This window comes from Rothia similimucilaginosa, from assembly GCF_029850875.1.
GTDB lineage: Bacteria > Actinomycetota > Actinomycetes > Actinomycetales > Micrococcaceae > Rothia.
The window spans coordinates 74,872-88,017 of sequence record NZ_JAOVAM010000002.1; the positions used below are offsets into that span (position 1 = coordinate 74,872).

Below are 13,146 nucleotides of genomic sequence, written 5' to 3' on the forward strand. Positions count from 1 at the left end.
GTGCCGATGAGTTCTGGTCTCTCTGCGGAGGGGCATTCCTCCTCGCGCGCGCCAAAGGCTCCGCGTTCGCGTGCTCGTCTGCGTGCTCAGCAAGTAGCTGAGAATGCGAAGACTGAGGTGGCACCGGTTGAGGCGGTACAGGCTAAGTCCGTGCCACCTCAGCAGGTGAAGGCTTCGGTAACAAAGGCTGAAGTGCCTCAGGCTGAACCTCAGCCGACTGGTGTTGCTCAGACTGATGTTACGAAGCCTACTGGGTCTGTAGCCTCCGAGGCTTCTGCACAGCCTGCTGTTGCGCAGTCTGCCGCTACTCAGTCTTCGAGTTCCGTTCGACACATGCCGCGTAAGCCTGTGCATAAGGCTTCAATGCAGAAGAATTCTGAATCTTCGGCGTCCAAGAGCGCTTCGGAGGTTCATTCTTCGGCGCAGTCTTTGAAGGATTCGGTGCGTTCGGCGCTGATGACCGGTCGTACCGTGTCTGAGGTGGAGCACGCTCCCGAGCTGTTTGATGTTGAGGCGTTTGAGGATTCTTCTTCGAAGAGCGGCTCTGCTCAGACTGCATCCTCGCAGTTGGTGAAGAGCGTAGATAGGGGTAGCGATAAGGACGCTGACAAGAAGTCGGCGTCCACCGCTGGCAAAGCATCTGCCGGTTCTGTTGAATCTCACGAAGAGTCTGTCGCTCAGAAGGCTGAAGAAAGCGCCGATAAGGCGGGGGAGAAGGCTGCCGAAGACCCTCGCCCCGCGAGCCGTTTTGGTCGTTGGCGTGCCGAGCGTGAGCAGCAGCGTGCAGCGGAGATTGAGAAGGAACGCGAGCGTGCGAGCCGTCAGGCTCACCGTGAGCGTCTGCGTCAGGATCCGGGCCTAGACGGTCTGCGTGCTGAGGAGCGCTCCCGTAAGGAGCGTGTGCCTCTGACTCGTGCCCGTAAGCTGCTGTACACCGCCTCGGTGCTGGCTATTATTGCGGTACTGTACGTGGTGCTGGTCTTCTTCTCGCCCCTGTTGGCGACTCAGAAGATTACAGTGCGCGGCACATCCCTGCTGGAAACCACTCAGGTGGAGCAGAAGCTGGGGCCTCTGCGCGGGGTTCCGCTCACTCGCATTGACGAGAAGAAGGTGCGTGAGCTGATTGGGCAGGATAACCTGCTTCGTAGCGTGCAGGTGGAGAGCCGTCCGCCGCATGAGCTGGTGGTGACCCTGAAGGAGCGTACCGCTGTTGCGGTTGTGAAGCAGGGAGATACGTACCATACTGTTGATAGCGATGGTGTGAGCCTGCTCGAGTCGGCGACTCAGCCCGATACTTCGGTGCCGCTGGTTCGTTTCAGCGGTGATGATCCGAAGACTTCGGACGAATTCCGCACCATTTCTACGGTGCTCTCGGCGATGCCCTCTGAACTTCTAGTTCAGGTTAAGGAAGCTGGTGCCACCTCAACCTCAAGTATCACTATAACCTTGAGGGATAATACTACGGTGCAGTGGGGAACCGCTGAAGAGAGCGAGTTGAAGGCAAAGGTCCTGCTCTCCCTGCGCCAGGCTATTGCCAAGCGTGCTCAGGAAGAGAAATCTTCCGAAGCACAGATGCAGAATGTGACCATCTACGATGTGTCTGCCCCGCGCGTACCGGTGACCCGATAGGGGAACCATTCAGGCGCTATATCCTCCCTTTTTGTGTTAAATCCACAAAAAGAGGGGGTAATTGCGCTTTGTGACTAGGAACCAGCAAAAACAGTTTGGTATCCTAGCAGATAAAGTCATTCTTTAGAGGAAACCTTTAGGCTTAGATTAAGCTGCGGGTCTTCCGAAGCTGGAACACGGAACAATCGAGGAATACATGGACGCTGGAACTCCCCAGAACTACTTGGCAGTCATCAAGGTCGTTGGTATCGGCGGCGGTGGCGTCAACGCAGTCAACCGCATGATTGAGGTTGGTCTGCGCGGCGTTGAGTTCATTGCTATCAACACTGACGCTCAGGCTCTGCTGATGTCCGATGCAGACGTTAAGCTGGACGTTGGTCGTGAGCTGACCCGCGGTCTTGGCGCGGGCGCAAACCCCGAGGTTGGCCGTCAGGCAGCCGAGGATCACGCGCAGGAAATTGAGGAAGTCCTCAAAGGCGCAGACATGGTCTTTGTGACCGCAGGTGAGGGCGGTGGCACCGGTACCGGTGGCGCACCCGTCGTGGCACGTATTGCCCGCTCCCTCGGCGCTCTGACCATTGGTGTGGTGACCCGCCCCTTCACCTTCGAAGGCCGTCGCCGCTCCAACCAGGCTGAGACCGGTATCGCTGCTCTGCGCGATGAGGTTGATACCCTGATCGTTATTCCGAACGACCGACTGCTGTCGATTTCGGATCGTAACGTCTCCATGCTGGACGCATTCAAGTCCGCTGACCAGGTTCTGCTCTCCGGTGTGCAGGGCATTACAGACCTGATTACCACCCCCGGCCTGATTAACCTTGACTTCGCTGACGTTAAATCCGTCATGCAGGGTGCAGGCTCGGCTCTGATGGGTATCGGCTCGGCATCCGGTGAGGACCGTGCCGTGAAGGCAGCTGAGCTGGCTATCGCTTCGCCGCTGCTGGAAGCATCCATCGACGGTGCACATGGCGTTCTGCTGTCCATTCAGGGTGGCTCAGACCTGGGTCTGTTCGAGATCAACGAGGCTGCACGCCTGGTTCAGGAAGTTGCTCACCCCGATGCAAACATCATCTTCGGTGCTGTTATTGACGACGCACTGGGCGATGAGGCTCGCGTGACCGTGATTGCTGCTGGCTTCGACGCAGTGAACCCGGAGACCAACTCCAACGCTTCCACTGCTGCAGTTACCCAGGCTCAGCGCACCCAGGCATCCTTCGGCGGTTCCACCGCTCCGGCTGCTAACGGCTACGGCTACAACACACCCGCTGCTGCTCCGGCTTCCACCGGCGCTGCTGGCTTCGACGTTGACCTTCCCTCAGTTGTGGAGGAAGCTCCGGCTCGCCGCGACACCCTGGACGTCCCTGACTTCCTGAAGTAGTCTGCCCGGCTGTGAACGCCTAAGCGTTGCACGGCTGAGAGTCCTATGAAGCTATAGGGGAGCTGAGAAACACGCACATTGTGCTGTTCTCGGCTCCCCTTTGCTATACCCGCCGTTATACCCGCTGACCTCTGATAAGGAATGGAAGATGAGCGATAATCCCAAACCTTCGTTACTTGCCTCTGCCGATACCCTCACCTTGGGCCCCTGGCGTGTGCGGGTAGGCTTCACCTCCCGCGCGGCGGGCAACCTGGGCCTGCACGTGGACGATGAGCTCGGTGGCGGTATGGACGCATCCCTGGTGCGTACCCTCAACCACCGTGCCGCCCTGGAGGAAGCGCTGGGTACCGACCCGTTCTTTTACCTGAACCAGGTGCACGGTGTGCAGATTGCCCGCCCGGAAGACTACGCGGTGGAATCCTACGCGCCCGGTGCCCCGCAGGAGCGTACCGCTAAGCGTGCCCGAGCGGTGCTGGAGAACTCCCCGGTCGCCGATGCCGCCATCAGCAGTGAGGGTGTGCCCCTGGCGATTATGGTGGCGGACTGCATACCGGTGGTGCTGGTGGGTGAGCGGGTCGCGAACTGGCAGCCGATTCTTGCGGTAGCCCATGCTGGCCGCCGCGGCCTGCTTGACGGTGTACTCCAGCAGACCGTGCAGCGGATGCGTCAGCTCGGCGCGGAGAAAATTATCGCGTGGCTGGGCCCGAGTATCTGCGGTAGCTGCTACGAGGTACCCGAAGATATGCGCGCCGAGTCCACTGAACTGATTCCGCAGGTGCATGCGGTGACCAGCCAGCAGACCCCCGGACTGGATCTGCCCGCCGGCGCCCGTGCGGTGCTGGAAGAGGCGGGCGTGCAGGTGAGCATGGACTGTGCGCGGTGCACGTTTGAGGAGCCTGAGGTGTATTCACATCGCGGGTTCACGAACCGCGGTGAGAAGCCGGGCCGCATCGCGGGTCTGGTGTGGGTTCAGAAGTTGGAAGAGCCCGCCGCGTAGAGACGCTGAAGGAGAGAAGATGCCTGAGATGAATGTAGAAGAACAGAACCTGCACTACACTCCCGAACGCGCCGAGCAACTACTGCAGAACTACCGTCGCGTGCTTGCGCGTATCCGCGCCGCGGAGCAGGACCGTAGCGCGGTGCGTACTGAGGCGAGCGCCTCAGTGCAGCTGGTGACGGTCACGAAGTTCTTCCCCGCCTCTGACGCAGCGGCGCTGCTGGATGGGGGAGTGGCCCTCTTCGGTGAGAACCGCGACCAGGAGGCGAGTACGAAGGCTCGCGAGCTTGCCGCCTACTGCGCCCAGCGTGAGGTGCAGCCCCCGCACTGGGCGTTTATTGGCCAGTTGCAGACGAATAAGGCGAAGTCTGTGGTCAAGTACGCCTCCAGCGTGCATTCAGTGGACCGCCCCTCCCTGGCGGACGCGCTGGCGAAGGCGTACACAAACCAGCTCGCGCGCTTCGAGGCGGGGGAGGCACCCGCACCCGCGGCGGCGGAGCAGGGTGCGCTGACCTGCCTGGTGCAGGTGTCCCTGGCAGAGGTTGCGACGGCTGGCCACGCCGCTGAGGGCGCGCGCGGTGGTACGAGCGCCTCTGAGCTGCTGGAGTTGGTGGAGCGCATCGAGAACCACGAGCATTTGCGCTGTGGTGGCGTGATGGCGGTGGCGCCGCTGGGAATGAACCCTGATGAGGCATTTGAGAAGCTCTACGGGCTGGCGTTGCTGGTGCGTGAGCAGGTGCCGCATGCGACCGAGATTTCTGCCGGTATGAGCGGGGATTTGGAGGCTGCGGTGCGTTGGGGCTCGACCTGCGTGCGCGTGGGTAGCGACATCATGGGTAAGCGCCCGGCGCTCTAGCCTCGCCCAAGCTACGCGCCGTGCGTTGCCTATCGCACTCTGGACTGCTTTCGGTACAAACTGCGGCATAATCATCGGTGCCCTTGACCGCCTGCGCGGGGCGTGCGCTGGTAATATATACATGCCGGTGCATGGCGTACCGTTACGCACACACCTTCTGATGACGCACTACGGCAGAACCTGTACACCACCAACGTGAAAGAACAGCGAGAGAATCATGGCGAAACAAAGCCGTCTGGCGGGTTTCCTCGGCCTGGAACGATACCAGAACGCTGAGACGACGCCGGAAGAATCCCCGCAGGCTGTGCAGGCTGACTCCCGCCGGGAGGCAAACGCCTCCGCAGGGCAGGCTGCTATAGCACAGAAGACCGACAGCTCTAACAGGCTCTCAGCACTGCCCGGCTCAGCACAGTACAGCGTTGCCGAGTCGCAGAGCGCAACCTACCACCTGCAGGACGAACCCCCCTATACTGAACAAGAAGTGTACCAGCAAGCTAATAGCTACGATGACGGTACAGAAACCGAGTATCTGGACGCAGAAGAAACTGCCGACGGACGAGCAACCGTAGATGCAGCGGCATACGCCACCGCTCATACACCTGAAACCACAGCTGATCTGGCGGAAACCGAGCAGACTTGGGACGACGTCAGCGCAGACAATTGGGAGGACACCCCGGTGCCGAATACCGAATACACCGAGCAGTACGCCGAGACGTACTCCAACGACGGCTACTACGACCAGGGCTACGAGCCCGAAGAAACCAACGGATACACCTACGGTTACGAGGAAGAAGAGGACGAATTGCGCCGTATCACCACTATCCACCCCCGCTCCTACAATGACGCAAAGATCATTGGTGAGGCATTCCGCGAGAACATCCCCGTGATTATGAACGTGGAAGAAATGCCTGACGCAGACGCAAAGCGCCTGGTGGACTTTGCATCCGGTCTGGCATTCGCGCTGGAAGGCCGCATTGAGCGCGTCACCGCTAAGGTGTTTCTGCTGACCCCCTCCAACCTGGAGGTTCTGGGCGTGGCTAATTCCGAGGTTCCCGCCGGCTTTGAGACCGACGGCGAATTCCCCTTCGACCAGGGCTAAGGACTGATAGATGGGTTATATTTTCGCCCTCATTACAATCGTTGTCTACGTTCTCTACATTGCGATGCTGTTGCGCATGCTCTTTGACTGGGTGCGCATGTTCGCTCCGGAGTGGCGACCCAAGGGCTTTGTGCTACTCTTCGCCAGCGGCGTGTACGCGGTGACGGACTGGCCGATGAACCAGCTGCGCCGCCTGATCCCGCCGGTTCGTGTGGGTAACGTTGCGTTGGATACCGGCTTCCTGATTTTGATTGTTGTGTTGTCTCTGCTGCTGAGCATTATGATGCGGATGACCGCGGTATTCTCCTAAACCGCTCCGTTGAGAGGTTAGAGAACAATGTTGTAGAGCCCCGCCTGCGCTCTAAACCCTGTGGGTTGGAATGCTGGCGGGGTTTTCTGTGCCTGTTTGCTGGATTGATTGCGGTGTCCCGCTCCGTGGCTGAGGTAGCTTTCCGTGACAGGTTACAAGCTGGGTTTGCGAGCTACATCAGATGATGAGAAATGCACCTGTCAGCAGATACTGAGCCTGATATGGCGGGGGATATGGGAGGACGCGTCACGTGGTGAATCCCACCCTTGTGCCGAGTACATATTTTGTTATTCAGCCGATATATAACCGGGCACAGAAACCAAAGAATAGTAGAATTGGTGCCAATGACTGCATCGCGGTATAGCCATACCACTGAACTATTGGGGTGGCGAATTCGCTGCACTTAATTCATCACCAACCCCGTAGAGATACTTAGAGGAGAAGCCCATGGCAATCACCCCCGAAGACCTGATCACTAAGAGCTTCAAGGTCGTGACCGAAGAGTCCGGTTACGACCGCAACGAGGTCGACGATTTCCTGGACGAGCTCGTTGTCGAACTGCGTGCACTCTACTCCGAGCGTGATACCCTCGAACGCCAGGTTGAGCAGCTCTCTGCAAACGCACCCGATTCCCCCGCAGCGGCTGTAGCACCCGCACAGTCTTCCGCGGCACCGTCTGGACCTCAGGATGCGGCGGCACTGCTCGCCATGGCACAGAAGGTTCACGACGACTACGTGGCACAGGGCGAAAAGGCTAAGGCGGAACTGCTCGAAGAAGCAGAGAAGAAGGCAGACGCTATGGTGAGCGAAGCTCAGCAGCAGCGCGAAGAGATTCTCTCTCGCCTCACCGACGAGAAGGAAGAGCTGGAGGTCGCTGTTGAGGCTCTGCGCGGCTTCGAGAGCCGCTACCGCTCCAAGCTGCTGCAGCACCTGGACGCACAGGTTCAGGAGCTCAAGAACCTCAAATCTATCGAGGCTTCCGCATAAAACAGCGTGTCTGAATAAGCTAACGACGCTTTGAGGCGTATGCCGCTCGGATTCTTTCTCTTCCACCGCTATTCACTGGGGGGATCGAGAGAACCGGGCGGTATTCTCATGTCCGCCCGGCACGACTCAAGAATCCAGCGTGCGAAGCGCGGGAGAGTACCCGCAAAATCACCACAGAATACTCGATGCACTACCCCGATTTGCTAAGCTAGAGGGGCACTATCGAACGCGAGCGCATCCCGCCTCCGCACCGCAGGGCCGCCACACCGTAGGCGCAGCAACCGGCACAGACTAGAGGAGAGCTATGACCAACATCCCCAAGACTGCTGAATCCTCAGTCTCACAGGTAGCCGATAACGCCGCCGAAGAAGCTACTGGTCACCGCGTGCGCATCCTTTCTGGACGCTCCGCGGGTATTCTCGCGCTCGTGCTTGCCGCCGTCGTGTTCGCTATCGATCAGGGCACGAAATACCTAGTCGTTACTCAGATGCAGTTGGGGGAACGCGTTACCGTCATTGACGGGTTGCTGTGGTGGTACTCGATTCGTAACTCTGGCGCCGCATTCAGCATGGGCGAGAACGTCACCTGGGCCTTCACTCTCGTCATGATTGCCGCCGCATCCGTGGTACTGTACCTGCTACGCCGCACCCGCGCCCTGTCCTGGACGCTCGCATTAGGTGGCCTGCTCGGCGGAATCTGCGGCAACCTTTTCGACCGTCTCTTCCGTGAGCCCGGCTTCGGCTCCGGCCACGTGGTCGATTTTATTTCCGTACCGAACTTCGCGATTTTCAATATTGCAGACTCCGCAATCTGCGTGTGCATGGCGTTCATCGTGCTGCTGAACTTCAAAGGTCTGAACCTCAACGGCACCCGCGTGCAGGCGCCCGCTGACGAAACCTCGGCTGACGAGGCTCTGGCTGGTGACAAGAACGCGGCTGAGAAGAACAGGGCAGCGAAGAGCGCCAAGTAGCTTTCCCTCCTCCGCTACATGGCTCGGCTACATCGTAGCCACATGCGCCTACAGACGTTTTCACACAGAGACGTTTTCACACAGCCCCTCCCACACAGACAACTAAAGCAAGCACCACCCGAAGGAGAGCCGCATGAGCGAAACTACCAACGCCACCGAAGAATCGGCACGTATCCGCGCCGAATTCACCGTTGAAGGCGCGCTTTCCGGTATGCGCCTGGACGCCGCGCTCGCCGGTGCCCTCGACGCGCCGCGCACCCGCACCTCCGGGTGGATTCGTGACGGCCACGTGACCGTGACCAACAACGGCAAGGCCGTGAAAATCGGCAAGTCCTACAAGCTGTCCGTAGGGGACGAAGTCGTCGTGGATGCACCCGCACCGCGTGATCTGGCGGACATCCGCCCCGAAAAGGTGGACGGCTTTCGCATCGTGCACCTGGACGACGACATCGTCGTGGTGGATAAACCTGCAGGCGTGGCGGCACATCCCTCACCGGGCTGGCACGGCCCCACCGTTATCTCCGCGCTCATGGGCGAGGGCATTTCGGTTGCTACTTCCGGCGCGGCAGAACGCCAGGGCATCGTGCATCGTCTGGACGTGGGCACCAGCGGCCTGATGGTCGTAGCCCGCAGCGAACGCGCCTACACCGCACTCAAGCGAGCCTTCAAGGAACGCACCGTGGACAAGGTCTACCACACCCTCGTGCAGGGCCTGCCCGACCCGCTGCACGGCACCATTGACGCACCCATTGGCCGCCACCCCGGCAACGAATGGAAGTTCGCCGTGGTCGAAGACGGACGCAACTCCATTACCCACTACGATGTGCTCGAAGCCTTCGGCCCCGCATCGCTGGTGGAGGTACACCTGGAAACCGGACGCACCCACCAGATTCGTGTCCACTTCTCTGCGTTGCGCCACCCCTGCTGCGGCGACCTCACCTACGGCGCCGACCCGCGCTTTAGCGCCGAACTGGGCCTGACCCGCCAGTGGCTACACGCGCACCGCCTGGGCTTCGATCACCCCGGCACCGGCGAGCGCGTAACCTTCAACAGCGAGTACCCGCTCGACCTGTCCTACGCGCTGACCGCTCTGCGCGAGGGTAAGGTTCAGCTCGGCTAGACAGTCGGCTAGCTATAGCCGCCCGCACGCCGCCGCACACAGCTTCACCTTCACCGCCCATCCTCCAGCCCATACCTCCAGGAGATTCCCGTGGCAACCAAAGAATTTACGCACCTGCACGTGCACACCGAGTACTCGATGCTCGACGGTGCCGCGCGCCTGGGCGACTTGTTCACCCACGCTAAAGAACTCGGCATGAAGTCCATGGCGACCAGTGACCACGGCTTCCTCTTTGGTGCCTTCGACTTCTGGCGCCAGGCTAAAGCGCACGACATTAAGCCCATCATTGGTGTGGAGGCGTACCTGACCCCCGGCACGCACCGCACCGACCGTTCGCGTGTGCGCTGGGGCGACGGTTCCCGCGACGACGTCTCCGGCGGTGGCGCGTACACCCATATGACGATGTGGGCTGAAACCACCGAGGGTATGCACAACCTGTTCCGTGCCTCCTCGATTGCTTCGCTGGAAGGTCAGCTGTACAAGCCGCGTATGGACCGTGAGGTGCTGCAGACCTACTCGAAGGGTCTAATTGCGACCACCGGTTGCCCCTCCGGTGAGGTTCAGACGCGCCTGCGCCTGGGTCAGTTTGATGAGGCAGTCCAGGCGGCGAGCGAATTCCGCGATATTTTCGGCAAGGACAACTTCTACTGCGAGGTCATGGACCACGGCCTGGACATTGAACGCAACGTCCAGGAGGATCTGCACCGCCTCGCCAAGAAGCTGAACCTGCCCTTCGTCGCAACCAACGACCTGCACTATACCCGCCAGGAAGACAACACGGCCCACGCGGCGCTGCTGTGCGTGCAGTCCGGCTCGACCCTTACCGACCCCAAGCGCTTCAAGTTCGACGCGGATAACTTCTACCTGCGCTCGGCAGAAGAGATGTACGCCCTGTTCGGTGACATTCCCGGCGCGTGTGAGAACACCCTGGAAATTGCCGAACGCTGCAACGTGGAGTTCAATACCAAGGCGAATTACATGCCGAACTTCCCCGTGCCCGAGGGCGAAAACGAGGAATCCTGGTTCGTGAAGGAGGTCGAGAAGGGCCTGCACTACCGCTTCCCGCAGGGCGTTCCCGACGCTGTGCGCAAGCAGGCAGAGTACGAGGTGGGGGTTATTACCTCCATGGGCTTCCCGGGCTACTTCCTCGTGGTCGCAGACTTTATCAACTGGGCGAAGCGCAACGGTATTCGCGTGGGTCCCGGCCGTGGTTCCGGTGCAGGCTCCATGGTCGCGTACGCGATGCGTATTACCGACCTGAACCCGCTCGACCACGACCTGATTTTCGAGCGATTCCTCAACCCCGACCGTGTCTCCATGCCCGACTTCGATGTGGATTTTGACGATCGTCGCCGCGGCGAAGTTATCGACTACGTGACCGAAAAGTACGGTGAAGAGAAGGTCGCACAGATTGTCACCTTCGGCACCATTAAGGCGAAGCAGGCGCTCAAGGACGCCTCCCGCGTGATGGACCAGCCGTACTCGGTTGGCGAGCGCCTCACCAAGGCGATGCCGCCGGATGTCATGGGCAAGAACATCGCCCTAGCGAATGTGTACAACGAAGAGGATAAGCGCTACGCCGAGGCGGCAGATTTGCGCGCCCTCATTGAGGACCCGGTCGATAAGATTTACGGCCAGGTATTCGAAACTGCGAAGGGCTTGGAGGGTCTGAAGCGCCAGTGGGGCGTGCACGCTGCGGGCGTGATCATGTCCAGCAAGGACCTCGTGGACGTGATCCCCGTGATGCGCCGCGAGGCCGACGGCCAGGTCATTACCCAGTTCGATTACCCCACCTGTGAGGGTCTGGGCCTGATTAAGATGGACTTCTTGGGTCTGCGTAACCTCACCATCATCTCTGATGCGGTGGAGAACATTAAGGCTAACCGAGGCATTGACCTGGACCTTGAGTCCCTCTCTCTGGATGACCCGGAATCGTACCGTCTGCTGGCGCGCGGCGACACTCTCGGCGTGTTTCAGCTCGATGGCGGCCCGATGCGCTCGCTGCTCAAGCTCATGGAGCCCGAGGAGTTCGAGCACATTTCGGCAGTCTTGGCGCTGTACCGTCCGGGCCCGATGGGTGCGAACTCGCACACCAATTATGCTCTGCGTAAGAACGGTAAGCAGGAGATTGAGCCGATCCACCCCGAGCTGGAAGAGCCGCTGAAGGATATTCTGGACACCACCTACGGCCTGATTGTGTATCAGGAACAGGTGATGGCGATTGCTCAGAAGGTTGCGAACTACACTCTGGGTGAGGCGGACTTGCTGCGCCGTGCGATGGGTAAGAAGAAGAAGGCGGAGCTGGATAAGCAGTACGCTACCTTCCACGACGGCATGATTTCTAACGGCTACTCTGAGGGAGCTATTAAGGCGCTCTGGGATATTCTGCTGCCGTTCTCCGACTACGCGTTCAACAAGGCACACACGGCTGCGTACGGTCTGGTGTCGTACTGGACGGCGTACCTGAAGGCGCATTACCCGCAGGAGTACATGGCTGCGCTGCTGACCAGCGTGGGCGACAACAAGGACAAGCTCGCGCTGTACCTGAATGAGTGCCGCGCCATGGACATTACCGTGCTCGCACCGGACGTGAACGAGTCCACCCTGACCTTCGCCCCTGTCGGTGACGATATTCGCTTCGGTATGGGCGCAATCCGTAACGTGGGCGCGAACGTGGTCGAAGGTATGATTGCCGCCCGCGAAGAGAAGGGCCGATACGAGTCCTTCAACGACTTCCTGAAGAAGGTGCCGCTGCAGGTGTGCAATAAGCGCACCATTGAGTCGCTTATTAAGGCGGGCGCTTTCGACGATTTGGGCCATACGCGCCGTTCGCTGTCCCTCATTCACGAGGCGGCGGTGGATGCGGCCGTGGTGGTCAAGCGTAAGGAAGCGGCGGGTCAGTTCGACCTCTTCGGTTCCCTCGGCATGGATGATGCTCTGGGTGATGAGCTGACCGTGACCATCCCGGAGGTACCGGATTGGGAGCGCCGCGAGAAGCTGAACTTTGAGCGTGACATGCTGGGCCTGTACGTTTCGGACCACCCGCTGCGTGGCCTGGAGCGTGCGCTCTCGGATGCCGCAAACCATTCGGTGCACGATATCATCGGTGAAGATTCGCACGTGCGCGACGGTGAAACCGTTACCATTGCGGGTATGCTCACCGGCGTTTCGCGCCGTATCGCCAAGTCCAGCGGTAACCAGTACGCCTCCGTGGAGCTGGAAGACCCCTCGGGCGCAACCATTACGGTGATGTTTTTCTCCCGCGCCTACGAGACGATGGGCGCCGCCCTGGCGGACGACCTCATCTGCTCGATTCGTGGCCGCGTTCAGCGCCGCGATGACGGCAGTGTGAACATGAGCGCGCAGGAACTGCAGATCCTGGAAATCAGCGATGACGGCCGCGCCGCACCCATCACCATTATGGTACCCGAGTACCTGGTGACCGAGGTGAACTTGAAGGAGCTGAAGGAGACCCTGCGCGACCATAAGGGCACCGCGGATGTGCGCATGCTTGTGCGTACCCGCGATAAGGAGCAGCTGGTGCTGCTGGATCCGAGTGTGCGCGTGGAACCGAACCCGAGCCTCTTCGGTGAGATTAAGACAATTTTCGGCCCGAGTTGTATTCGACGCTAACGGTAGAAGGTCCCCGCGAGGGGTAAGACTCAGAGTGGATTCTATATGACAGGGTCCACTCTGAGCGTATATTCACCCAAAACATACGGTGTACCCGCTGTATATCACGGTAGAATAGGTATAAATATTCTTGAGCGCTGTATACTCGGGTGCTATCGCCCAGCCAA

Annotated in this window: 9 protein-coding genes and 1 pseudogene; all 10 read left to right on the forward strand. The window is 59.9% G+C overall.

Annotated elements, in window-relative coordinates; translation table 11 throughout:
• Positions 1-6: 6 nt before the first annotated feature.
• The 10 genes and pseudogenes from QFX05_RS01935 (at position 7) to dnaE (ending at position 12,979) form a co-directional block, all read left to right on the forward strand.
• Positions 7-1,629, forward strand: a complete 1,623-nt coding sequence (locus QFX05_RS01935; protein ID WP_279740466.1) for a cell division protein FtsQ/DivIB — start codon at positions 7-9, stop codon at positions 1,627-1,629.
• A 196-nt stretch (positions 1,630-1,825) separates the two neighbouring features.
• Positions 1,826-3,007 (forward strand): cell division protein FtsZ, encoded by a 1,182-nt coding sequence (ftsZ, locus tag QFX05_RS01940; protein ID WP_279740468.1) that lies wholly within the window; start codon positions 1,826-1,828, stop codon positions 3,005-3,007.
• Positions 3,008-3,155: 148 nt separating this feature from the next.
• Positions 3,156-4,004: a polyphenol oxidase family protein gene (locus QFX05_RS01945; RefSeq protein WP_279740470.1), complete on the forward strand. Its 849-nt coding sequence runs from the start codon at positions 3,156-3,158 to the stop codon at positions 4,002-4,004.
• 19 nt (positions 4,005-4,023) lie between these two features.
• Entirely contained in the window at positions 4,024-4,860 is an 837-nt protein-coding gene (locus QFX05_RS01950) for a YggS family pyridoxal phosphate-dependent enzyme (protein ID WP_279740472.1), read from the forward strand.
• A gap of 787 nt (positions 4,861-5,647) precedes the next feature.
• Positions 5,648-5,959: pseudogene (locus QFX05_RS01955) on the forward strand (cell division protein SepF); the annotation flags it as partial.
• 10 nt (positions 5,960-5,969) lie between these two features.
• Complete coding sequence (locus QFX05_RS01960; protein ID WP_279740473.1) at positions 5,970-6,269, forward strand: YggT family protein; 300 nt, start codon at positions 5,970-5,972, stop codon at positions 6,267-6,269.
• A gap of 447 nt (positions 6,270-6,716) precedes the next feature.
• On the forward strand, positions 6,717-7,256 hold the full coding sequence (locus QFX05_RS01965) for a DivIVA domain-containing protein (protein WP_254756137.1): 540 nt from the start codon (positions 6,717-6,719) through the stop codon (positions 7,254-7,256).
• A 304-nt stretch (positions 7,257-7,560) separates the two neighbouring features.
• On the forward strand, positions 7,561-8,226 hold the full coding sequence (lspA, locus tag QFX05_RS01970; RefSeq protein WP_279740475.1) for a signal peptidase II: 666 nt from the start codon (positions 7,561-7,563) through the stop codon (positions 8,224-8,226).
• A 133-nt stretch (positions 8,227-8,359) separates the two neighbouring features.
• Positions 8,360-9,346 (forward strand): RluA family pseudouridine synthase, encoded by a 987-nt coding sequence (locus QFX05_RS01975; RefSeq protein ID WP_254756133.1) that lies wholly within the window; start codon positions 8,360-8,362, stop codon positions 9,344-9,346.
• A gap of 90 nt (positions 9,347-9,436) precedes the next feature.
• Positions 9,437-12,979: a DNA polymerase III subunit alpha gene (dnaE, locus tag QFX05_RS01980; protein ID WP_279740477.1), complete on the forward strand. Its 3,543-nt coding sequence runs from the start codon at positions 9,437-9,439 to the stop codon at positions 12,977-12,979.
• Positions 12,980-13,146 lie beyond the last annotated feature (167 nt).